Raw genomic sequence first — 21000 nt, 5'->3', positions numbered from 1 at the left:
GTTTTGGGGCGATCGGAACGTCAACAGTTTGTTGAAGTTCATGGACCGGTCACCGGGAAGTGGTCCCGGGGGACGCCGCCGCCTGGGCGCGACAGGACAGGTGTCAGCGGCGGCGCCACCCGGAGTCGTGGGGGCCGGCCGGCCTCGTGGTGCCGGCCGGCCCGGGGAGCCCGGTCGGTCAGACCTGGGCGCCGGAGAGGCGCTCCACGGCCCGCAGCAGGGCCGAGTGGTCCAGGCCGCCGTCGCCCTGGGCGCGCAGCGAGGCGACCAGCTGGGCGACCACGGCGCCGACCGGCAGGGCGGCGCCGACGTTGCGGGCGGCGTCGGTGACGATGCCCATGTCCTTGTGGTGCAGGTCGATGCGGAAGCCCGGCTTGAAGTCCCGGTTCAGGAAGTTGTCCTTCTTGCGGGCCAGCACCGTGGAGCCGGCGAGGCCTCCGCCCAGGACGTCCAGGGCCGCGGCGAGGTCCACGCCGGACTTCTCCAGGAAGACCACGGCCTCGGCGCACGCCTGGATGTTCACCGCGACGATGAGCTGGTTGGCGGCCTTCACGGTCTGGCCCGAGCCGTGCGGACCGCACAGCACGATGGTCTTGCCGAGGGCCTCGAAGATCGGCTCGGCCTCGTCGAAGTCGGCCTGCTCGCCGCCGACCATGATGGACAGCACCGCCTCGATGGCGCCGGCCTCGCCGCCGGAGACGGGGGCGTCCAGGACGCGGATGCCCTTCTCCTTGGCCTTGGCGGCCAGGTCGACCGAGGTCTGCGGGGTGATCGAGGACATGTCGATCAGCAGCGCGCCGGACTTCGCGTTCTCCAGGATGCCGTCCGCACCGTAGGCGATCGCCTCGACCTGCGGGGAGGCGGGCACCATCGTGATGATCACATCGGCGTCCTTGACGGCCTCGGCGATCGAGCCGGCCGCGGTGCCGCCGGCGGCGGCCAGCCGGTCCAGCTTCTCCCGCTCCAGCGTGAAGCCGGTGACCTGGTAACCCGCCTTGAGGAGGTTCTCGGACATGGGGGAGCCCATGATGCCGAGGCCGATCCAGGCGATCGAGGGAAGGTTGTTGCTCATGTGAGGGTGCCTCTCAGTACTGGGTGGTGATCAGCGGGCGGCGCGGGCCTCGCGGGGCAGCCAGTCGAAGGCCTCGGCGCTCGGCCGGTCGCCCGGCTTGTACTCCAGGCCGACCCAGCCCTCGTAACCGGCCTTCTTCAGCTGGTCGAGCAGCTCCTCCAGGGGGAGGGAGCCGGTGCCGGGGGCGCCGCGGCCGGGGTTGTCCGCGATCTGCACATGGCCGGTCCTGGCGGCGTACCGCTCGATCACCGCCGGCAGGTCCTCGCCGTTCATCGACAGGTGGTACAGGTCCATCAGGAACTTGGCGTTGCCGAGGCCGGTCGCCTCGTTCACCTTGTCGACGACCTCGACGGCGGCCGGCGCGCTGACCAGCGGGCACAGCGGCGACTCGGGCTTGTTCAGCGCCTCGATCAGGACGATCGCGCCGATCCGGTCGGCCGCGCGGGCCGCCAGGACCAGGTTCTCCAGGGCGAGCGCGTCCTGTTCGGCGGGGTCCACGCCCTCGACGCGGTTGCCGTACAGGGCGTTGAGCGCCTTGCAGCCCAGGGAGTCGGCGAAGTCGACGGCCACGTCGATGTTGGCGCGGAACCGCTCCGACTCCTCGCCCGGGACCGACAGGGCGCCGCGGTCGGGGCCGGGGAGCCGTCCGGCGTAGAAGTTCAGCCCCGTCAGCCGGACGCCCGCGTCCTCGATCGCCTTCTTCAGGGCGTCGAGCTCGGACCGCTCGGGGGTGGGGGTGTCGATCCAGGGCCACCACAGCTCGACCGCGGTGAAGCCGGCCGCGGCGGCGGCCGCGGGACGCTCCAGGAGCGGGAGTTCCGTGAAGAGGATCGACAGGTTGACGTTGAAGCGCTGGTCTGCGAATCCCATCGGGGCCGCGCTCCCTTCCGTATCGCTATTCCATATTGCGGAAGTTCGTTTCTGCTTAATGGAAGACTGCCGTCGAGAGGCAGGGCTTGTCAAGGGGGCCGTCCGGCCGGCGGGCCCCCGGCCTGCCGGGGACGGTCCGGAAGCGGCTCCCGCGCGTTAGGTTGAGCGCGTGCGATTGAGAGTGGAGTTCACGACCGAACCCTTCGACCTGGACGAGGCCCCCGCCCACGCGGTGGTGGCGCGCGAGGTCGTCGAGGCGGCGGAGCTGGACGCCGTGGACGTCGGGCCGTTCGGCAACACCGCGGAAGGAGGCGCCGACGAGGTCCTGACCGCCGTGGACGCCCTGCTGCGCAGGAGCCTGAAGGCCGGCGCCACCCGTATCTCGCTCCAGGTCAACGTGATCGGGGAGGGTGATAGATGACCGGGCAGGAGCCGTTCATCGCGGCAGTGAAGCCGCTGGTCGACGCGATCGGCGGCGAACTGCTGCCGCCCGACGAGGCCGGGCTCGACGACGTCGTGCTCGCCTGGGAGGGCGTGGACGCGGTCGCCGTGCGCCTGCCGCAGCTCGCCGACTCCCTGGACCACATCCTGGCCGCCATGGAGCGCCGCAAGGGCATGCCGCTCGCGGACCTGGACCGCAGGGCCAAACAGGAGGTCGTGCGGGTCCTGGAGGCGCGCGGCGCCTTCTCGGTCAGACACGGGGTGGAGACGGTCGCGAGCGCCCTGGGCGTCAGCCGCTTCACCGTCTACAACTACCTCAACCGGGAAAAGGAAGTCTGAACGGCCCCGACCGGGAGGAGCGTGACAGGGCCGTTGCCGCGGCGTCAGCGGCCCGTCACCGGGGTTTACCCGGAATTTTCAACAAAGTGTTGACGTGATGTTTCGGAGGGCGTTAGCTATCCGCAGCCCGTTCAGCACACAGGCCGTTCGCGGCCACGGAGGCTCCCGTGACTACGAGTTCCACGCCGTCGGGCCTCGCCCGCTTCAACGCTTCCCCGGATGCCGCGGCCCGCGCCGCGCTCCTGGAGGCGTGCGCCTCCACGGCGTGGGCGGACCGGCTGCTCGCCGCCCGCCCCTACGCCGCCGACGAGGACCTCTTCGCCGCCAGTGACGCCGCCATGGCCGAGCTGACCACGGCGGACCTGGAGGAGGCGATGGCCGGCCACCCCCCGATCGGCCGTCCCAAGCCCGGCGACCCGACCTCGGCCCGCGAACAGAGCGGCATGGCCGGGGCGTCGGACGACCTGAAGGCGCGGATGCTCGAACTGAACCTGGCCTACCAGGAGAAGTTCGGTCACGTCTTCCTCATCTGCGCCACCGGCCGGACCGGCGAGCAGATGCGGGACGCGGTCGAGGAACGGATCGGCAACTCGCCCGAGCAGGAGCGGGAGATCGTCCGCACCGAGCTGGGAAAGATCAACCGTATCCGGCTCGCGCGCCTGCTCGAAGCCGCCTGAGCACCTGCTCGACGACGCCCGAAGAGGAAACCATGAGCACCGAGACCACCGCCTCCGTGTCCACGCACATCCTGGACACCAGCGTCGGCCGCCCCGCCGAAAGTGTCGCCGTCCAGCTCTCCGCCCGCTCCGGGCCGAGCGCCGACTGGCGGGCGCTCGGCGGATCCGCGACCGACGCGGACGGGCGGTGCAAGGATCTTCCGGCCCTGCCGGAGGGCACCACCCACGTACGGCTCGACTTCGAGACCGAGCCGTACTTCGCCAAGAAACAAGCCGCGGCCCAGCAGGACGCCCCCGCGCTCCGGGACAGCGAGAACGGCCGGCCGGTGTTCTTCCCCGAGGTCACCATCACCTTCGCGGTGGTGCCCGGTGAGCACTACCACGTTCCGCTGCTGCTCAACCCGTTCGGCTACTCCGTTTACCGAGGGAGCTGACCGACACATGACCCGCTTCGTCCTGGGACAGAACCAGTACGGCAAGGCAGAGAACCGCGTAGTCAAGATCACGCGTGACGGCGACACGCACCACATCAAGGACCTGAACGTCTCCGTCGCCCTCTCCGGCGACATGGAGGACGTCCACCGCAGCGGTTCCAACGCCAACGTCCTGCCGACCGACACCACCAAGAACACGGTGTTCGCCTTCGCCAAGGAGCACGGGATCGAGAGCGCCGAGGACCTCGGCGTCAAGCTCGCCCGCCACTTCGTCGACAACAACGAGCCCATCCACCGGGCCCGCATCCGCATCGAGGAGTACTCCTGGGAGCGGATCGAGACCTCGCAGGGCGGCGCCCGCTTCGTCGGCGCCGACGAGATCGCCCACTCCTTCGTCCGCAAGGGCCAGGAGACCCGCGTCGCGCAGATCACCTACGACGGCCACGGCATCCAGGTGCTCTCCGGCTTCAAGGACCTGACCGTCCTGAACTCGACCAACTCCGAGTTCTTCGGCTTCCTCAAGGACAAGTACACCACCCTCCAGGAGGACCACGACCGCATCCTCGCCACCACCGTCGCCACCTGGTGGCGGCACAACTGGGACGGCATCGACTCGCACGCCCCCGACTGGGACCGTTCCTACAACGGGGTGCGCAAGCACGCGCTCCAGGCGTTCGCCGAGACCTACTCGTACTCGCTCCAGCAGACCCTCTTCGAGATGGGTGTGCGGGTGCTGAACTCGCGCGACGAGGTCGAGGAGATCCGCTTCTCGATGCCCAACAAGCACCACTTCCGCTCGGACCTGTCGCCGTTCGGGATCGACAACGACGCCAAGGACGGCGCCGTGTACTACGCCGCCGACCGCCCCTACGGCCTGATCGAGGCCACCATCCTGCGCGACGGCGCCGAGCAGCTCATCCCGGTCGACATGACCAACCTCTGACGCGGGACGCGCGCCACCGGTCCGGGCACCTGGGCCGGTGGCGCGCCACACCGGAGGGAACACCATGGCACAGCCTGCAACGGAGCCGGCGAAAGGCTCCTGTTCCACCCCGCCGGAGCACATCGAGGACGCCGTCACGTCCGTGCACCCGGTGGACGAGAAGCTCCACCCCTCGCGGCTCGTCCCCGCCGCGCTCCAGCACATCGCCGCCATGTACGCAGGCGTCGTCACTCCTCCGCTCATCATCGGCCAGGCCTGCGGACTCGACATCGCGGCCCGCACCCGGCTGATCGCCGCCTCGCTGCTCATCGCCGGCGTCGCGACCATCCTGCAGACCATCGGCGTCAAGGGCCTGGTCGGCAACCGCCTGCCCTTCGTGAACGCCGCCTCCTCGGCCGGCATCGCACCCATCCTCGCCATCGCCGAGACCAACCCCAGGGGCCACCAACTCCCCGCCATCTACGGCGCGGTGATGGTCGCCGGCGTCTTCTGTCTCGCCATCGGCCCGTTCTTCGGACGGCTGCTCAGGTTCTTCCCGCCGCTGGTCACCGGCGTGGTCATCACGCTCATCGGCGTCACCCTGATGCCCGTGCCCGTCGGTTGGGCGCAGGGCGGCGACAAGACCACCGCCGACTTCGGCTCCATGAGGAACCTCGCGCTCGCCGCCTTCACCCTCGTCGTCATCCTGCTGATCCAGCGCTTCGGCAAGGGCTTCGTCAAACAAGTCGCCCTGCTCTTCGGCCTGTTGATCGGCACCTTGGCCGCGATCCCGTTCGGCATGGCCGACTTCAGCGGCATCGAGTCCGCGCCGGTGGCCGCGCTGCCCACCCCGTTCGCCTTCGGCGCCCCCGTCTTCCAGCCCGCGGCTGTGCTGTCGCTGTGCATCGTGATGCTGGTGCTGATGACCGAGTCCAGCGCCGGCATGCTCGCCCTCGGCGAGATCTGCGACCGCCGCGCGGACGCCCGCACCATCACCCGCGGCCTGCGCACCGACGGCATCGCGACCCTGCTCGGCCCCGTCTTCGGCGGCTTCCCCACCTCCGCCTTCGCCCAGAACGTCGGCGTCGTCTCCCTGACCCGGGTGCGCAGCCGCTACGTCGTCGCCGTCGCCGGCGGCGCCCTGCTCGTCCTCGGCGCCTTCCCGGTGCTCGGCGCGGTCGTCTCCCTGGTCCCCATGCCGGTCCTCGGCGGCGCGGGCATCGTGCTCTTCGGCTCGATCGCCGTCAGCGGCATCCGCACCCTCTCCGAGGCCGGGCTCGACGACAGCTCCAACATCATCCTGGTGGCCGTGGCGCTCGGCGCGGGCATCATCCCGCTGGCCGCCCCGACCTTCTACGCCGAGTTCCCGGCCTGGGCGCAGACCGTCCTCGGCTCCGGCATCAGCGCCGGCGCGATCGTCGCGGTCCTGCTCAACCTCTTCTTCCACCATCTCGGCACCCGGAGCGGCACCGCGGCTCCGGCACTCAAATCCTCCTAGGGTCCTGCCGTGCCCTCCCCGTGGACGACCCCCGTCCACGGGCCGCCACTGAAAGACAAGGAAGCGCAATGGCACCATCGGCAGCCCAGCGCATCGTCATCGAGAACTGTTCGATCGCGACCGTCGACGCGAACGACACCGAGTACGCCCACGGCCACCTCGTCATCGCCGGCAACAGGATCGAGTCGGTCGGCGCCGGCCGAGCCCCGGAGAACCTGGAGAACATGGTCCGCCGGATCGACGCGAGCGGCCACCTGGTCACGCCCGGTCTGATCAACACCCACCACCACTTCTACCAGTGGATCACCCGGGGCCTGGCCACCGACCACAACCTGTTCGACTGGCTCGTCGCGCTCTACCCCACCTGGGCGCGCATCGACGAGGAGATGGTGTACGCCGCGGCCCAGGGCTCGCTGGCGATGATGGCCCGCGGCGGCGTCACCACCGCCATGGACCACCACTACGTCTTCCCGCGCGGCTCCGGCGACCTGTCCGGCGCCGTCATCCGCGCCGCCCGCGAGATGGGCGTCCGCTTCACCCTGGCCCGCGGGTCGATGGACCGCAGCGAGAAGGACGGCGGCCTGCCGCCGGACTTCGCCGTCGAGACGCTGGAGGGTGCGCTCGCCGCCACCGAGGAGACCGTCAAGAAGCACCACGACGCCTCCTTCGACGCCATGACCCAGGTCGCCGTCGCCCCCTGCTCCCCGTTCTCCGTCTCCACCGAACTGATGCGCGAGGGCGCGGAGCTGGCCCGCCGGCTCGGCGTACGGCTGCACACCCACGGCTCGGAGACGGTCGAGGAGGAGAAGTTCTGCCACGAGCTGTTCGGCATGGGCCCCACCGACTACTTCGAGTCGACGGGCTGGCTCGGCGAGGACGTGTGGATGGCGCACTGCGTCCACATGAACGACAGCGACATCGCCGCCTTCGCCCGCACGAAGACCGGCGTGGCCCACTGCCCCTCCTCCAACGCCCGCCTGGCGGCCGGCATCGCCCGGGTCCCCGACATGCTGGCGGCCGGCGTCCCGGTCGGCCTCGGCGTCGACGGCACCGCCTCCAACGAGTCCGGTGAACTCCACACCGAACTGCGCAACGCCCTGCTGATCAACCGTCTCGGCGCGCACCGCGAGGCCGCCCTGAACGCCCGTCAGGCGCTGCGCCTGGGCACCCACGGCGGAGCCCAGGTCCTCGGCCGGGCCGAGCAGACCGGCTCGCTGGAGGCCGGCAAGCTCGCCGACCTGGTGCTGTGGAAGATGGACACCCTCGCCCACGCCTCCATCACCGACCCGGTGACCGCACTCGTCTTCGGCGCGGCGGCCCCGGTCACGGCCTCCTTCGTCGACGGCCGGCAGATCGTGGAGAACGGCCGCCTGCTGCACGCCGACGAGGACGCCATCGCCCACGCCACCCGCGCGGAGGCGCAGCGCCTGGCCCGGATCGCCGCCCAGCGCTGATCCGACGAAGAACTCCGGTCGGGGGGGACGGCCCCCGACCGGTAGCCGTGGACCCGAGCGGGGCCCGCGGCGGCCGGCTCCGGGGCGCGCGTGGACGCGCGCGCCCCGGGACGGTGTCCGTTCGCCACCCCCCCGAGGGTTCCCCAAGGACCCGCCCCCGGTCCCGCACGACCACACGCACCACCTCCAAGACACCCACGTCAGCAGACGTGTTAACCGACCGGAGGAGCAGCCGTGGCCACTCACCCCGCGTCCCGCGATGAGGCACGACAGCCAGCCGAGTCCACCCACCCCGTCGACGAGAAACTCCCCCCGCTCAAAATGGCGACCAGCGGCCTGCAGCACGTGGCCGCCATGTACGCGGGAGTGGTCGCCCCGCCCCTGATCGTCGGCGCGGCCGTCGGCCTGTCCGGCACCGAACTGACCTTCCTCACCGGGGCCTGCCTGTTCACGGCCGGTCTCGCCACCTTCCTGCAGACCCTCGGCATCTGGAAGATCGGCGCCCGGCTGCCCTTCGTCAACGGCGTCACCTTCGCCGGCGTCGCCCCGATGACCGCGATCGTCGCCTCCACCAAGGACAAGTCCGACGCCCTGCCGATCATCTTCGGCGCGGTCATCGTCGCCGGGCTCCTCGGCTTCCTGGCCGCCCCCGTCTTCTGCAAGGCCGTCCGCTTCTTCCCGCCCGTCGTCACCGGCAGCGTCATCACCCTCATAGGCGTCTCCCTGCTGCCCGTCGCCTTCGGCTGGGCCCAGGGCCCGAACCCGGCCGCACACGACTACGGCTCCGCGAAATACCTCACCCTGGCCGGCATCACCCTCGTCATCGTGCTGCTGCTGCGCCGCTTCACCCGGGGCTTCGTCAAGCAGATCGCCGTCCTGCTCGGCCTGATCGCGGGCACGGTCATCGCGATACCCTTCGGCGTCACCGACTTCGGCCCGGTCGCCGACGCCGACGTCGTCGGCTTCCCCACCCCCTTCCACTTCGGCGCGCCCCAGTTCCAGATCGCGGCGATCGTGTCGATGTGCGTGGTGATGGTCGTCTCCATGACCGAGTCCACCGCCGACATGCTGGCCCTCGGCGAGGTCGTCGAACGCCCCTCGAACGAGGAGACCATCAAGGCGGGCCTGCGCGCCGACACCCTCGGCTCCGCCCTCAGCCCCCTGTTCAACGGCTTCATGTGCAGCGCCTTCGCCCAGAACATCGGCCTGGTGGCGATGACCCGCATCCGCAGCCGCTTCGTGGTCGCCTTCGGCGGCGGCTTCCTGGTCCTGATGGGCCTGTGCCCGATGGCCGCCTCGCTGATCGCCGTCGTCCCGCGCCCGGTGCTCGGCGGCGCCGGCGTGGTGCTGTTCGGCTCGGTGGCCGCCAGCGGCATCCAGACCCTGGCCCGGGCCGGCCTCGACAAGGACAACAACGTCCTGATCGTGGCCGTGGCGCTCGCCGTCGGCGTCATCCCGATCACCGTCCCCGACTTCTACCACGCCTTCCCGGAGACCGCCCGGATCGTCCTCGACTCCGGCATCTCCACCGGCTGCGTCGCCGCCGTCGTCCTCAACCTGGTCTTCAACCACCTCGGCAGGTCCCGCAAGGAGGAACGGGACGTCACCCACCCGATGGAGGCGGGCGAGGAGATCGCGGTCGTGCACTGACGTCACACGTCGAGAAGTGGCGGGGTACGGCCCGGTCGCCACCGGGCCGTACCCCGCCACCGCGCCCGTCTACAGCTCGAACAGCCCGGGATCCGCCGCGAGTTCCTTGAAGTGGTCCCGCGGGGCAGGCACCAGCTTGCGCGCCTTGAGGTCCATCAGCCCGCCGACCGCGGTGACCTCGGCCGCCACCGTGCCGTCGGCCTTGCGGATCGTCTGCTCGATGCGGAACGTCTTGCCGCCGCCCCACTCGAACGAGCACGTCACGTCGACCTCGTCACCGGCCAGGAGCTCCCGCCGGAAGCGGATGGTCGTCTCCAGCGCCACCGGCCCGACGCCTCGGGCGAGCAGGCCGGCCTGGGTGATCCCGGCCGCCTGGAGCATGGACCAGCGGGCGTGCTCGGCGTAGTTGAGGTACACGGCCTGGTTCAGATGGCCCTGCGTGTCGGTCTCGTACCCCCGGACGCTCACCCGGACGGAAAACGGCTCGCTCACAACATCCCCTTCGCACACGTCTCACCTGTCGTACCCCCCCGATCCTGGCACGCCGGTCAGACCCGGCGCGGGGACGCCAGCAGGTACCGGGCCCGGGTCCGCGGCTCCGTGTACTCCCCGGCCTGCCAGCCCGCCCGCTCCAGCGCGGCGGCGCACGCCCGCAGCGCCTCGGCGTCCGGGCCGTACACGGCGACCGCCTCCGGCTGCGCCGTCGCCCGCACCCGGTACCCTTCGTCGCCGCCCGGCCCGGCGGGACGGCACCCGGCCGCCTCCAGGGCCAGCGCGGCGGCCCGCACCAGATGCGTACGCTCCCAGCCGCACGGACGCTCCGCGGAACCGTCCGGATTGGTCATCCGCCGCAGCTCCACCAGGCCCTGCCAGGCGCTGTGCACCTCACGACGGCGCGAGGACGCCTCGTACGGCTCCTCCTCCCCTCCGACCCGGGCGGCGAACACCCCGGTCGGAGCGGGCGCTTCCCCGGTGACGGCGGTGACGGCGGTGCCCTCGGGCTCGGGCTCCGCCTCCCGTATCCGGTGCCCGGCGGGGGTGAGGAAATGGTCGTGCGGCGGGCGCGGGTGCCGGAAGGCGAGTCCCCGCGTCACCAGCGCCGCGAGCTGCGCCGGGGTCCCGCGCAGCCGCCCGGTCACCGGGTCGGCCGCGTCGATGACCCGGCGCTGCGCGGCGGTCGGCGGTCGTGTCACGGCGTCCTCCCTCCCCAGGGCCGCAGCATGAACGAGTGGGTCGGGAAAGGCTCTCCCGACCCACTCAGAAGGCTACGACCCGGGTCTGACAACGAGCCGTGGACCGGCCGTCAGCCGGACGTCTCGACCGGTGCGGTCGGCCGGAGGTTCCAGCCCGCGATCACCGGCCGGTCGTGCTCCGTGCTCAGCCGGCACACGGTTCCCGTCGCCAGCTGGAACAGCGCGCCCGCCGACGGCGGCAGACCGAGCCGCCGCGCGGTGAGCACCCGCAGGAAGTGGCCGTGCGCCACCAGCAGCACGACGCCCTCCGTGTTGCAGAACGCGGCGTCCACCTTGGCCAGCATCCGGTCGGCCCGCTCGCCGACCTCCTCCACGCTCTCCCCGGGATGCTCCGGCGGACCCGGCGTCACCCCGTCCGTGAACAGGAACCAGCCGGGCCGCGTGCGCTGGATCTGGGGCGTGGTGACGCCCTCGTAGCCGCCGTAGTCCCACTCGTGCAGATCCGGGTCGATCCGTGCGTCGTGGACGCCGATCAGCTGGGCCGTCTCCCGGGCCCGCGACAAGGGGCTGACGAACGCCGCGCCGATCCGGTGCGAGCGGATCAGCGGCACCAGCCGCCGGGCCTCCTCGCGCCCGTGCTCGGTGAGCGGCACGTCCGTGCAGCCGGTGTGCCGCCCGGACCGCGACCACTCGGTCTCCCCGTGCCGGACCAGAAAGAGGTCACCCACGTGCGCTGTTCCTTCCCTGACGTTGCCGAGGACACCTTGACACGTACCCGCCCCGGCCGCAGACCGGACTGGTCCATACGGCCGGGGCGGGGGTGAGGTTCAGCACTCGGCGACGTAGGGGAGGAAGGCGGCCCAGCCCTGCGGGGGGAAGGCCAGGTGGGGGCCTTGGGCGGTCTTGGAGTCACGGACGTGGACGGTCTGCGGTGCGTAGGCGACCTCCACGCACTCCGGGCCGTCGTTCGTGCTGTAGCTGCTCTTGAACCACTCCAGCGCGGAATCGTTCCCGGCCGAGGGGTTGGTCATCATGTCTCTCCCAGCACTTTTTCGATGAAGGCCAGCGATTTACGGGGCGTGAGGGCCTGGGCTCGGATGATGCCATAGCGGATCTCCAGGACCTGGATCTCTTTCGGATGGGAGATGAGGCGGCTGACGAGTTGAACCTCGTTGTGGGCCACCGTGTCTCCTTCCTTGAGTCGGAGCAACTGGAACGACCCGGCGAGACCGGCGTGGTCCTCCTGGTCGGTGGGCATCACCTGGAGCTCCACGTTCCGTTGTCGACCAACCTCCAACAAGCGTTCGAGCTGCTCACGCATCACCATTCTGCCCCCGATGGGACGGCGCAGCGTCACCTCCTCCAGGACAAAGGCGAAGACGGGCGCAGGCTTTCTGGTGAAGACCTCCTGCCGTGCCAGACGTGCGGCGACGAGCCCTTCCAACTCATCCTCGGTGAAGACGGGACGGCGCGCGCCATACAGCGCTCTCGCGTAGCCCGGTGTCTGCAACAGGCCGTGAACGACGGAATTGGCGTAAGCGCACAGCTCTACCGCCTCGTCCTCCAGCTTCCGCAAGTCCCGCACCTTCTTCGGGTACCGGGCCTCCTCCACGTCCTTCCTCAGCTCGGTGATCACGCCGCCCGCGTCCAGTGCCCTGTCGGCATCAAGGAGGAACTGCCCCTTGGGCGCCCGCCGTGCCCGTTCCACGGAGGACACCTGTTCCTCGCTGTAGCCGATGGCCGTGCCCAACTCGGCCTGAGTGAGCCCGGCGCGTTCGCGGAACTTCTTGATGACCTTGCCGACCGTGCGGAGGACCGCCGCCGACTCCTCGTCGTCCCAGCCCGCTTCCATCCCGTCGCCGCTCTGCGGCCGTTGCTCCGTCGCGCCCACGCTCCGACACCTCCCGTGTGTTGCCCGGTCCCAACTCCCCGCCGGTACGCGACGTAACGCGTCGTGGTCCGGACAGCGCCCGACAGCACCCGGACAGTGACGCTGCGTACCGACGTCGTCGCTGGGCAGCGTAGTGAGGACCGGCCGCTCTGAGTGATGTGAACGCTGATATCTCCACCCCCGGGTGGACCGCAGACCCCTTGGCCTCCACCGGCCGCTTCACGATCCGCCTGTCGGCCACGCCGAGGGGCGCCCGACTGGCCCGCCGCCTGGCGACGCAGCAACTGGCGGACTGGGGCTGGGGGTACGAGACCGAGGCGAACGGGACGGTCGCCCTGCTGGTCGCGGAACTGACCGCGAACGCGGTGCGGCACGGCCGGGTGCGGGGCCGGGACTTCCGCCTGACGCTCACCCTCCACGCGGCGGACCCGGCGCTGCGCATCGAGGTCGCGGATGCGAGGCCGGACGAGCGGCCGCCCACACCGGGCACCCTCCCGCAGGCGTCTCCGGACGCGGAGTCGGGCCGGGGCCTGCTCCTGGTCGAGGCGCTGTCGACGCACTGGGGCGTGACGAGCGCGGACCCCTACACGAAGACGGTCTGGTGCGAGGTCCTCCTCGACTGACCGCCGGGGCCCGGGCGCCTGGACCACGGCGTCGAGCGACGTCTCAACGGCCGATGGCGGAGACCGGGTCCAGGCGCGGCGCGCCGCTTGTGCGGCGTCGGTAGTAGTGCACCGTGACGACGGCCTAGCAGCGGTCCCCAGGCCACCATCGGCACGTAGCAGATGTTCATCACCCACTCTCCCCAGCGGGTGATCTGCATGTCGGCGTGCAACGTCGTCCAGGTGAACAGCACACCGTAGACCGTGCAGGCGAGTGCGCCCAGCGCCGCGGGGACGACGGCGGCCGGCACGGGGACGCGGCGTCCGCCGAGGCCGGGGATCCACCGTGGCCACACCTCGCCCCACGGCCTCACCAGCCCGAGCGTCAGGAAGGCCAGTGCCTCCTGGAAGGCGCAGAGCAAGGGCAGGACGAGGTATCCCCAGCCAGGGACGAGCATCGCGTCGTACTCGGACCGCGCGAGCCCGACCGGGACGCCGGCCACCACGGCGAGGCGCCAGAGGGCGGACGGCAGGGAGGCCCATAAGGTCGCTTCCGCCGCGCGCCGGGCCCACGGGGGGACGGGCGAGGCGGTCGTGGGGTGCACGGGGACCGGAGAGGGCGTGTGGATGAGCATGAGGTAGCTCCAAGTGACGGACCAGAGGGAACACTTGGAGGCTGCCAGGCGACGTCCGGGGCCACATCCGCCCACCGGATCGTCGGGCATCAGCCTTCGGGCGCACGGGCGCGACGAGCATCAGACCACGGGCTTACGGCCCGGTCGTCGTTCGGGCCGGCCCTTCGGGCAGGGGGTTCGCGGGTACGGCAAGTGATCGCGGGCGCCCGCCGCCAGGACCTCAGTCCACTCCCCGGAGATACACCCGGCTGTGCTGTGCGTCGAGGGGGTGCAGGGCGATGGTCAGCGAGTTGAGGTCGTCCTCGCAGGGCGTGCAGACCGGCCCCTCGGTGACGTCGGCGAGCGCTTCGGGCTCCGGCAGCCCGAGATGGGCGAAGGGAGCGGCGGGCTCGCCGTCACCGGCGGAGGCGAGGGGGCGTGAGCGGTGTGAGAGAGGACTGTCGGGGCGCAGCCCTCGGACGAACGCCTCGGCGTCCCCCTCGGGCAGCGTGAACGCGAGCAGCAGCCCGTCGTCCTGGAACCCCTTCTGGTAGGCCGCCCGTACGTCCGTTGCCTGTGACGGGACCATCGTGTCCATGCGCCGGGCGACCTGTGTCGGCGTCGTCCCCTCCACCCAGTACGGCGTCCGCCGCCCGGCACCCGAGTTCCCGCGTCCGGACGGGTCCCTCGCCGGGGCCGAGGAACAGGCGCCCAGCGAACACACCAGCGCGATCACGAGAAGGCCGCCGACCGCGTTCCTCGAGGACGCGGGCCCCCTCGCACGTCCGAACGAACACCTCACCTTCGGCACCCTACTGCCGATACCCCCCGAGGAACCGCCCGATCCTGCTGATCGCCGTGTCCAGGACGTCCGCGTGGGGGAGGGTGAGGATGCGGAAGTGGTCGGGGGAGGGCCAGTTGAAGCCGGTGCCCTGGACGACCTGGATCTTCTCGCGCAGCAGGAGGTCCAGGACGAACCTCTCGTCGTCGTGGATCTTGTGGACCGCGGGGTCCAGGCGGGCGAACGCGTACAGCGCGCCCTTCGGCTTGACGCAGGAGACGCCGGGGATCTCGTTCAGCTTCTGCCAGGCCACGTCGCGCTGTTCGTGCAGCCTGCCCCCGGGCGCGGTCAGCTCCTTGATGGACTGGCGGCCGCCCAGCGCGGCCTGGATGGCGTACTGGGCCGGCGCGTTGGCGCACAGGCGCATGGAGGCCAGCATGGTCAGGCCCTCCAGGTAGTCGCGCGCGTGCTGCTTCGGGCCGGTCACCACCAGCCAGCCCGAGCGGAAGCCCGCCACCCGGTAGGTCTTGGACAGGCCGCAGAAGGTGAGGACGACCAGGTCCGGGGCGAGCGCGGCCGTCGAGTGGTGCACGGCGTCGTCGTAGAGGATCTGGTCGTAGATCTCGTCGGCGAAGACCATCAGGCCGTGGCGGCGGGCGAGGTCGAGGATGCCCTCCAGGATCTCCTTGGGGTACACCGCGCCGGTGGGGTTGTTCGGGTTGATGATCAGCACCGCCTTGGTGCGGTCGGTGATCTTCGAGGCCATGTCGTCCAGGTCCGGGTACCAGTCGGCCTGTTCGTCGCACAGGTAGTGCACCGCCTTGCCGCCGGCCAGCGTCGTCACGGCCGTCCAGAGCGGGAAGTCGGGGGCCGGGATGAGGATCTCGTCGCCGTCCTCCACCAGGGCCTGCACCGCCATCGACACCAGCTCCGATACGCCGTTGCCGAGGAAGACGTCGTCGACGCCCACCTCCAGGCCCCGGTCCTGGTAGCGCTGGGCCACCGCCCGGCGGGCGGAGAGCACACCGCGGGAGTCGGTGTAGCCGTGCGCCTGGGGCAGCATCCGGATCATGTCCTGGACGATCTCCTGCGGCGCTTCGAAGCCGAAGAGCGCGGGGTTGCCCGTGTTCAGCCGCAGGACGCTGTGGCCCGCCTCCTCCAGCGCGTTGGCGTGCTCGATCACCGGGCCGCGGATCTCGTAGCAGACCTCGCTGAGCTTGTTCGACTGCCGGAACTCCATGCGCCCCTCCAGGAACTCGTGTTGCTTGGTTTTACCAAGTAGGAGCTTGGAAAGTCCAACGACATGTCTAGACTGCGTCGCATGTCACCTCGCCGAAGCTACGACCAGTACTGCTCCGCGGCCCGCGCGCTCGACCTCGTCGGCGACCGCTGGACGCTGCTGATCGTCCGTGAACTGCTGGCCGGTCCCCGCCGCTACACGGACCTGCACGCCGATCTGCCCGGAGTGAGCACGGACGTTCTCGCCTCCCGGCTGAAGGACATGGAGCGCGACGGGCTGACCGGCCGCCGCAGACTGCCCCCGCCCGGCGCCGCGTACGTCTACGAACTCACCGAGCGGGGTTACGCGTTGCTGCCCGTGCTCCAGGCGCTGGGGGAGTGGGGGCGTGCCGAGCTGGGCGAGGCGCGGCCCACCGACGCGGTGCGCGCCCACTGGTTCGCGCTGCCGCTGCTGCGGGCGCTGGAGGGGGAGGGCGTCGTCGAAGTGCGCCTGGAGGAAGGGGTGTTCCATCTGCGGGTCGGCGCGCGGGGCGGTCCCGTGTACGGGGACGGGCCGGCGCCCGGCGAGCCCGACGCCCGGCTGGTGTTCGACTCCGCGACCTGCGCGGCCGTCGCCCGGGGCGAGGCGACCCTCGTGGATGCCGTGCGCGACGGGAGGGTGGACGTGAGCGGCGAGGGCACGCTCGCCAAGGAACTGCGGGAGGGATGACGCAGGGCCCGTCCTCCGGGGAGGACGGGCCCTCGGCGAGCAATGTGACGGGTCGTCAGACGCCCGGCGGCACCCGGGACGGCCGTCCCGAACCCCGGGTCAGCGCGTAACCGCCGATGCCCGCGAGCGCGGCCAGCACGGCGCCGATCCCGCTCCACACCCACCGGTCGGACCACCAGTTGGAGGACCAGCCGCCGTCCGGCTCGATGCTGGAGAGCACGGCGTGCTTCTTCGAGCCGTCGCCGTCGGCCGAATCATCCTCGTTCTGGGCGGCCTTGACGGCGATGCCGGGGACCAGCGGCTGCGACAGCGAGCCGTCGACCGCAGCCGGGCCGCCGACGTGCTTGGCGTCGGCCCGCACCTCGGCGCTCACCGGCTGGCCCAGGTCGGACGCCTGGAGGCCGACCACCGTGAGCCGGACGTAGTACGTGCCGGGCAGCGGGTCGTTCGCCCACGGCTCCGACCAGGCGCGGACCGTGCGCAGCACGCAGGTCAGCTCCACGGAGGCGGCGCCCTGCGCGGCGGTGCGGGTCTGCGCGCCGTACTGGCAGGACTGGCGGCGGCGCAGACCGTCGTAGACGTCGAGCTGCCAGGTCTGCTCGGTGTGCTTGTCGGAGAGCTTCACCGTCGCCTTCACGGTGGGCCGCTCGTCCGCGTCCGCCGGGAACGACCAGTACATGTAGTCGCCCGTGGAGCCGGAGGCGGTCGCCTGCTGCCCCTGCTCGATCTCGGTGGCCGTACGGAACGACGTACCCGCCTGGGTCGGCGCGTCACTGCCGCCGGACGGGCTCGGGGAGGGCGAGGAGTCGGCCGCCGCGGGACCCGCGGCGAGCCCGACCGCCAGCAGTGCCGTGCTCAACACACGTGTGAAACGCATCAGTTCGTCCTCCAGATCGCGACCCGCCAGCGAGACAGCCAGCCCCAGACGAGACCCGCCAGGAAGCCGATCACCACCAGCAGTCCGAGCAGCCACCAGCCGCGGCCCAGGCCGAACGCCGCCACGTCGTGCGCCTTGCCCGGACCGTCCACCACGTCCACGGTCAGCTCCAGCGGCAGACCCGGCGTCGTCTTGACCCCGGCGGCGGCCGAGAAGGAGTTGGTGACCTGGAGGCAGACCGTCTCGGCCGGCGCGTTGTCGTCGTCGCTGTCGGGCCGCGGATAGCGCAGGCCCGTCGAGATCACGTCCGTACGGCCGGTGCCGGCCGCCTCGCCGCGCACGATCTCCCGGCCGTGCTCCGTCACCGCCCGCAGCAGCACCCCGTAGTCCGGGTTCACCGTGCGGTCGTCGGCGACGCTCACCGAGGCGCGCAGCTCCTGGCCGGGGTTCACGGCCACCCGGTACCAGCGCTGCTGCCCGAACTCCTCGCGGTCGGTGTAGAGACCGGACTTGAGCTCGGGGGCCTTGACGCAGTCGGCGGCGCCCGAGGTGGCCACCGGGGTCACCACCGGGTCGGCGGCCCGGTCGACCAACTGGCCGACGCGGTCGCTCAGTTCCTCCTTGTGCCGCACGTCGGTGTAGGTGCCGCCGGTGGCGTCCGCGATGCAGCTGAGCTGGTCACGGGTCTTGGCGTCGGGGACCAGGCCGAGCGTGTCGATGGTCAGCCCGATGCCCTTGGCGGCTATCTCGCGGGCCACCTCGCACGGGTCCAGCGGCTGGCAGGTGTCCTCGCCGTCGCTGATCAGGACGATCCGCCGGGTGCCGTCGCCGCCCTCCAGGTCGGTGGCCGCCTTCAGCAGCGCCGGCCCGATCGGCGTCCAGCCGGTCGGGGCCAGCGTCGCGACGGCCGTCTTGGCCTCGGTGCGGTTCAGCGGGCCCACCGGGTAGAGCTGCGCGGTGTCCTTGCAGCCCTCCTTGCGGTCGTTGCCACGGTAGTTGGCGCCCAGCGTGCGGATGCCGAGCCGCACCTCCTCGGGCGTCGCGTCGAGCACCTCGTTGAACGCCTGCTTCGCCGCGGCCATCCGCGTCCCGCCGTCGATGTCCCGCGCGCTCATGGAACCGCTGACGTCCAGGACGAGTTCGACCTTCGGCGCCGCCTGGCCGTCCGTCTCGTCGGCGACCGCGCCGGCGGGGAAGGCCATCGAGGCGGTCAGGGCGGCGAGCAGAGCACAGACCCCTGCCGCCAGCCGTTGTCTTGTGATCATCGGCGGATCCTATTGACCAAACCCGCCTGGCTTCAAAACGAGAGGTGGCCGCGGAGCGCCGTCCGGGGCGCCGTCAGGTGGCGCCGCCCTTCGGCCCGTTGCCCAGAAGACCCGCGAGGCGCGCCCGGTACAGCGCCGCGACGGTGAAGCCGTCGCTGATCCGCCCGTCGGCCACCATCTCCTCCGCCTCGGCCGCGGTCACCGTGACGATCCGTCGGATCCCCTCGCCCCGCTCCGGATCGCCGAGGCCGTCCACCCGGGCCGCGTAGAGCCGGACCCTGTGGGCCAGCAGGCCGGTGTCGGGGTGGAGGTCACCGAGGGCGATCACCGCCGTCGGACTCGCGGAGATCTCCTCCCGCAGTTCCCGCGTGACGTTCTCCTCGTCCGTGGCCCCGGGGTCCCCGAAACCGCGCACCACCTCCCAGTGCCGCTCGCGGGTGGCGTGCCGGTGGTGCTCGACCAGCACGACCAGCCCCTCGGGCCCGAGCAGCGGCAGCACCACGACGCCGGGGGAGGCGCCCGGAGGCGGCATGATCCGGTCGTACAGGCCCAGTCGGCCGTCGGGGAAGCGCACGGCGTCCCGCAGGTACCACAGATGGCGGTTGGCCGAGACCACACCGGTCGGCACCGGCCGCAGGGCCGCCCTCAGCCCCGCCCACAGGGCGCCGGCCCGGCCCTGCCGGCGTTCCCGCCCGCCCGCGGCGGCCTGGCGCCGGGCCCTGCGGACCCACGCCGGATCCGTCAGGATCTCGATCCCCCCGGGGTCGTCGCGGAACCACTCGGGAACGGCCCGGCGCAGGGCCTCGTACCGGCTCATCGGATGCTTCGCAGGCTGTGCAAGGGCGTACTCCGGCCTTCAGTACTCGGGCAGGTCTTCGTTGTCCTGGGTGGTCGTGGACGCTCTACCGGTGGGGCCGGAGCCCGTCGCGTCCCGGTAGCCGGGCAGCCGGCGCACCAGATCGTGGAACTGCGACCACTCTCGTTCACCGGCCAGTCGTACGGCGGCTATCTCGCGGGCGAACCGCTGCTCCTGCCGCCCGGCGATCCGATTGCGCAGTACCAACTGCACCGATCCGGTGAGCGACCCGCTCACCGTGAGCGGCAGGACCGAGCCCGCCACCTCCCAGATGTCGTTGCCGCTGACGGCCGTGAACACGGCCGCCCCCACGGTGACCACGACCTCGACCACCGGTCGCCACGCTGCCGGACGCGCCCGCCCGCGCTCCCGGGACAGCTTCAGGATCTCCGTGTTGAGCCGGACGTAGCGGTCGAAGACCCGCCCCACCGAGTCGTGGAAGGCCCCGGGAGCGGCGGTCAGCGCTCCGAACGCCCGGATGTACTCGTTCCAGGCGGAGGTCTGCCGTAACCGCCAGATGTCCTGGAGGGTCAGCGCGTCCACCGCGGACGGCGTCAGACGGTCCTGGACCGTGGCGAAGGACTGTCGGCGCAACAAGGTCAGCAACTGCTCCGGGTCTTCGACGAAGCCGGCCGTGGCCCTGGCCCTGGCCTCGCGGGCCTCCTGGAGCACCACGCGACGCAGGCTGTCGACGGGCGTGAGAGGGTAACGGCCCAGCGCGTCGGCCAGGTTGACGTTGTAGATCAGGTCGAGAAGCTGCTTGATCTCCGTGGCGAAGGGCTTGTTCCGGTCGTATCTGCCCTCCGCAATGTTCGTCCCCGGCACCGAGACGAACTCCTCGTAGAGGGTGTTGCGTACCACCGGCCGCCTGCGCACGCTGAGGTCGTTGCTGAAGGCGACGACCTCGCCGAGACGGCGCCCGAACCGGTCCGCGTCCCGCCGGTCCACACCGACCTGGGCGGCGAGGACGTCGATGTCCTTGGCCGTCAGCCCCTGGACCTTCTCCGCGAACGGCTGGAACAGCCGGATCCGGGTCTGCTCCCTGTTCTCCTGGTCGCCCGGGGTGTCGTCCCAGGACATGCGCACACAGCGCACCCGGTCGGTGGACGGCATCCCCGCCAGCGTCTCCTGCCAGGCCGCGAACCCGTCACGCCGCGGGTGGAGATAGGCGGGCGGCTCCTCGGCCGGATGCCGCTCGTTGAGCAGGAAGGGGACGATCGCTCCCGAGGCGAGGAGCCTCTGGTGCGCCGCACGCGCCTCACCCTCCCGCACGAGGTCGCGGTTGATCGCGTCGTTGTTGTAGAAGTAGGCGCGGTTGATCACCACCTGACTCGCGTTGATGAGGCTGCGGAAGTACTCCGCCCGCACCTCGCGGATCCGCCGCGGTCCGACCTGGTCCAGGGACCGGCCCTGCTCGACCATTTCCTTGGTGAGCTGCCCCGGGACCCACTGGTTGTCCAGCGACTGCGCGATCACCGCCCCGGGCTCCAACTGCTCGGGGCGGATCGGCCGCATCAGGCCGTCACTGCTGTCGACGTCAGTCATCTTCTGCTCTCGAGACTCTCGGGACCTGCCAACCCCTCACAGTTACCTTCCCGGAAGGGCGGGCGGGACGA

At 71.3% G+C, this 21000-nt stretch carries 23 protein-coding genes and 1 pseudogene; 10 read left to right on the top strand and 14 right to left on the bottom strand.

Annotated elements, in window-relative coordinates; all coding sequences use genetic code 11:
* Nucleotides 1–178 precede the first annotated feature (178 nt).
* Nucleotides 179–1072, bottom strand: a complete 894-nt coding sequence (locus ACH5A8_RS07740) for a 2-hydroxy-3-oxopropionate reductase (protein WP_398999077.1) — start codon at nt 1070–1072, stop codon at nt 179–181.
* Nucleotides 1073–1102: 30 nt separating this feature from the next.
* The gene (locus tag ACH5A8_RS07735) at nt 1103–1942 is read right to left on the bottom strand and encodes a TIM barrel protein (RefSeq protein WP_398999075.1); all 840 of its coding nucleotides are present in this window, start codon (nt 1940–1942) and stop codon (nt 1103–1105) included.
* Nucleotides 1943–2111: 169 nt separating this feature from the next.
* Between ACH5A8_RS07735 and ACH5A8_RS07730 the strand changes: the two genes are divergently transcribed.
* The 8 genes from ACH5A8_RS07730 (at nt 2112) to ACH5A8_RS07695 (ending at nt 9357) form a co-directional block, all read left to right on the top strand.
* Entirely contained in the window at nt 2112–2363 is a 252-nt protein-coding gene (locus tag ACH5A8_RS07730) for a hypothetical protein (RefSeq protein WP_398999073.1), read from the top strand.
* Nucleotides 2360–2722, top strand: a complete 363-nt coding sequence (locus ACH5A8_RS07725; RefSeq protein ID WP_398999071.1) for a helix-turn-helix domain-containing protein — start codon at nt 2360–2362, stop codon at nt 2720–2722. The genes ACH5A8_RS07730 and ACH5A8_RS07725 overlap by 4 nt, the downstream gene beginning before the upstream one ends.
* Before the next feature lie 167 nt (nt 2723–2889).
* A complete protein-coding gene (uraD, locus tag ACH5A8_RS07720) occupies nt 2890–3399 on the top strand; it encodes a 2-oxo-4-hydroxy-4-carboxy-5-ureidoimidazoline decarboxylase (RefSeq protein ID WP_398999069.1) in 510 nt (169 codons plus the stop codon).
* 32 nt (nt 3400–3431) lie between these two features.
* The gene (uraH, locus tag ACH5A8_RS07715; RefSeq protein ID WP_398999067.1) at nt 3432–3833 is read left to right on the top strand and encodes a hydroxyisourate hydrolase; all 402 of its coding nucleotides are present in this window, start codon (nt 3432–3434) and stop codon (nt 3831–3833) included.
* A gap of 7 nt (nt 3834–3840) precedes the next feature.
* Entirely contained in the window at nt 3841–4776 is a 936-nt protein-coding gene (pucL, locus tag ACH5A8_RS07710; protein ID WP_398999064.1) for a factor-independent urate hydroxylase, read from the top strand.
* A gap of 64 nt (nt 4777–4840) precedes the next feature.
* Nucleotides 4841–6253 (top strand): nucleobase:cation symporter-2 family protein, encoded by a 1413-nt coding sequence (locus ACH5A8_RS07705; RefSeq protein ID WP_398999062.1) that lies wholly within the window; start codon nt 4841–4843, stop codon nt 6251–6253.
* 68 nt (nt 6254–6321) lie between these two features.
* A complete protein-coding gene (locus ACH5A8_RS07700) occupies nt 6322–7707 on the top strand; it encodes an 8-oxoguanine deaminase (protein WP_398999060.1) in 1386 nt (461 codons plus the stop codon).
* Nucleotides 7708–8028: 321 nt separating this feature from the next.
* Complete coding sequence (locus ACH5A8_RS07695; protein ID WP_398999784.1) at nt 8029–9357, top strand: nucleobase:cation symporter-2 family protein; 1329 nt, start codon at nt 8029–8031, stop codon at nt 9355–9357.
* Nucleotides 9358–9426: 69 nt separating this feature from the next.
* On the opposite strand, the gene ACH5A8_RS07690 is transcribed toward ACH5A8_RS07695, so the two are convergent.
* The 5 genes from ACH5A8_RS07690 to ACH5A8_RS07670 form a co-directional block, all read right to left on the bottom strand.
* Nucleotides 9427–9849 (bottom strand): acyl-CoA thioesterase, encoded by a 423-nt coding sequence (locus tag ACH5A8_RS07690; RefSeq protein ID WP_398999057.1) that lies wholly within the window; start codon nt 9847–9849, stop codon nt 9427–9429.
* 56 nt (nt 9850–9905) lie between these two features.
* The gene (locus ACH5A8_RS07685; protein ID WP_398999055.1) at nt 9906–10550 is read right to left on the bottom strand and encodes a hypothetical protein; all 645 of its coding nucleotides are present in this window, start codon (nt 10548–10550) and stop codon (nt 9906–9908) included.
* 110 nt (nt 10551–10660) lie between these two features.
* Nucleotides 10661–11278 (bottom strand): histidine phosphatase family protein, encoded by a 618-nt coding sequence (locus ACH5A8_RS07680; RefSeq protein ID WP_398999053.1) that lies wholly within the window; start codon nt 11276–11278, stop codon nt 10661–10663.
* Between the two features lie 99 nt (nt 11279–11377).
* Nucleotides 11378–11581, bottom strand: coding sequence for a DUF397 domain-containing protein (locus tag ACH5A8_RS07675; protein ID WP_398999051.1), 204 nt, complete (start codon nt 11579–11581; stop codon nt 11378–11380).
* Complete coding sequence (locus tag ACH5A8_RS07670) at nt 11581–12402, bottom strand: helix-turn-helix transcriptional regulator (protein ID WP_398999782.1); 822 nt, start codon at nt 12400–12402, stop codon at nt 11581–11583. The genes ACH5A8_RS07675 and ACH5A8_RS07670 overlap by 1 nt, the downstream gene beginning before the upstream one ends.
* Before the next feature lie 197 nt (nt 12403–12599).
* Here ACH5A8_RS07670 and ACH5A8_RS07665 point away from each other — a divergent pair, with 197 nt between their 5' ends.
* Nucleotides 12600–13064: an ATP-binding protein gene (locus tag ACH5A8_RS07665; RefSeq protein ID WP_398999050.1), complete on the top strand. Its 465-nt coding sequence runs from the start codon at nt 12600–12602 to the stop codon at nt 13062–13064.
* A gap of 43 nt (nt 13065–13107) precedes the next feature.
* Here the strand turns inward: ACH5A8_RS07665 and ACH5A8_RS07660 are convergent.
* The 3 genes and pseudogenes from ACH5A8_RS07660 to ACH5A8_RS07650 form a co-directional block, all read right to left on the bottom strand.
* A pseudogene (locus ACH5A8_RS07660) lies at nt 13108–13678 on the bottom strand (hypothetical protein).
* A 220-nt stretch (nt 13679–13898) separates the two neighbouring features.
* On the bottom strand, nt 13899–14255 hold the full coding sequence (locus ACH5A8_RS07655; protein WP_398999048.1) for a hypothetical protein: 357 nt from the start codon (nt 14253–14255) through the stop codon (nt 13899–13901).
* Between the two features lie 214 nt (nt 14256–14469).
* A complete protein-coding gene (locus ACH5A8_RS07650; protein ID WP_398999046.1) occupies nt 14470–15678 on the bottom strand; it encodes a pyridoxal phosphate-dependent aminotransferase in 1209 nt (402 codons plus the stop codon).
* Between the two features lie 81 nt (nt 15679–15759).
* Between ACH5A8_RS07650 and ACH5A8_RS07645 the strand changes: the two genes are divergently transcribed.
* Nucleotides 15760–16386 (top strand): winged helix-turn-helix transcriptional regulator, encoded by a 627-nt coding sequence (locus tag ACH5A8_RS07645; protein ID WP_398999044.1) that lies wholly within the window; start codon nt 15760–15762, stop codon nt 16384–16386.
* A 55-nt stretch (nt 16387–16441) separates the two neighbouring features.
* Here the strand turns inward: ACH5A8_RS07645 and ACH5A8_RS07640 are convergent, their stop codons facing one another.
* From ACH5A8_RS07640 to ACH5A8_RS07625, 4 genes are all read right to left on the bottom strand, one after another.
* On the bottom strand, nt 16442–17263 hold the full coding sequence (locus ACH5A8_RS07640; protein WP_398999042.1) for a hypothetical protein: 822 nt from the start codon (nt 17261–17263) through the stop codon (nt 16442–16444).
* A complete protein-coding gene (locus tag ACH5A8_RS07635) occupies nt 17263–18528 on the bottom strand; it encodes a VWA domain-containing protein (RefSeq protein WP_398999040.1) in 1266 nt (421 codons plus the stop codon). Before ACH5A8_RS07635 ends, ACH5A8_RS07640 begins: the two co-directional genes overlap by 1 nt.
* 73 nt (nt 18529–18601) lie before the next feature.
* Nucleotides 18602–19345 (bottom strand): NUDIX hydrolase, encoded by a 744-nt coding sequence (locus tag ACH5A8_RS07630; RefSeq protein ID WP_398999038.1) that lies wholly within the window; start codon nt 19343–19345, stop codon nt 18602–18604.
* Between the two features lie 39 nt (nt 19346–19384).
* On the bottom strand, nt 19385–20929 hold the full coding sequence (locus ACH5A8_RS07625; protein ID WP_398999036.1) for a hypothetical protein: 1545 nt from the start codon (nt 20927–20929) through the stop codon (nt 19385–19387).
* Nucleotides 20930–21000 lie beyond the last annotated feature (71 nt).

The organism is Streptomyces sp. NPDC018610 (assembly GCF_044391765.1).
GTDB lineage: Bacteria > Actinomycetota > Actinomycetes > Streptomycetales > Streptomycetaceae > Streptomyces.
Note: the sequence above shows the minus strand (reverse complement) of the source record. Positions and strands in the feature narration are given on the sequence as shown.

Excerpts from the sequence above, each read along its gene's own strand:
- ACH5A8_RS07740 (WP_398999077.1), bottom strand. The coding sequence starts at position 1,072 with ATGAGCAACAACCTTCCCTCGATCGCCTGGATCGGCCTCGGCATCATG.
- ACH5A8_RS07735 (WP_398999075.1), bottom strand. The coding sequence starts at position 1,942 with ATGGGATTCGCAGACCAGCGCTTCAACGTCAACCTGTCGATCCTCTTC.
- ACH5A8_RS07725 (WP_398999071.1), top strand. The coding sequence starts at position 2,360 with ATGACCGGGCAGGAGCCGTTCATCGCGGCAGTGAAGCCGCTGGTCGAC.
- uraH (WP_398999067.1), top strand. The coding sequence starts at position 3,432 with ATGAGCACCGAGACCACCGCCTCCGTGTCCACGCACATCCTGGACACC.
- pucL (WP_398999064.1), top strand. The coding sequence starts at position 3,841 with ATGACCCGCTTCGTCCTGGGACAGAACCAGTACGGCAAGGCAGAGAAC.
- ACH5A8_RS07705 (WP_398999062.1), top strand. The coding sequence starts at position 4,841 with ATGGCACAGCCTGCAACGGAGCCGGCGAAAGGCTCCTGTTCCACCCCG.
- ACH5A8_RS07700 (WP_398999060.1), top strand. The coding sequence starts at position 6,322 with ATGGCACCATCGGCAGCCCAGCGCATCGTCATCGAGAACTGTTCGATC.
- ACH5A8_RS07695 (WP_398999784.1), top strand. The coding sequence starts at position 8,029 with ATGGCGACCAGCGGCCTGCAGCACGTGGCCGCCATGTACGCGGGAGTG.
- ACH5A8_RS07675 (WP_398999051.1), bottom strand. The coding sequence starts at position 11,581 with ATGACCAACCCCTCGGCCGGGAACGATTCCGCGCTGGAGTGGTTCAAG.
- ACH5A8_RS07670 (WP_398999782.1), bottom strand. The coding sequence starts at position 12,402 with ATGGAAGCGGGCTGGGACGACGAGGAGTCGGCGGCGGTCCTCCGCACG.
- ACH5A8_RS07655 (WP_398999048.1), bottom strand. The coding sequence starts at position 14,255 with ATGGACACGATGGTCCCGTCACAGGCAACGGACGTACGGGCGGCCTAC.
- ACH5A8_RS07650 (WP_398999046.1), bottom strand. The coding sequence starts at position 15,678 with ATGGAGTTCCGGCAGTCGAACAAGCTCAGCGAGGTCTGCTACGAGATC.
- ACH5A8_RS07645 (WP_398999044.1), top strand. The coding sequence starts at position 15,760 with ATGTCACCTCGCCGAAGCTACGACCAGTACTGCTCCGCGGCCCGCGCG.
- ACH5A8_RS07640 (WP_398999042.1), bottom strand. The coding sequence starts at position 17,263 with ATGCGTTTCACACGTGTGTTGAGCACGGCACTGCTGGCGGTCGGGCTC.
- ACH5A8_RS07635 (WP_398999040.1), bottom strand. The coding sequence starts at position 18,528 with ATGATCACAAGACAACGGCTGGCGGCAGGGGTCTGTGCTCTGCTCGCC.
- ACH5A8_RS07630 (WP_398999038.1), bottom strand. The coding sequence starts at position 19,345 with ATGAGCCGGTACGAGGCCCTGCGCCGGGCCGTTCCCGAGTGGTTCCGC.
- ACH5A8_RS07625 (WP_398999036.1), bottom strand. The coding sequence starts at position 20,929 with ATGACTGACGTCGACAGCAGTGACGGCCTGATGCGGCCGATCCGCCCC.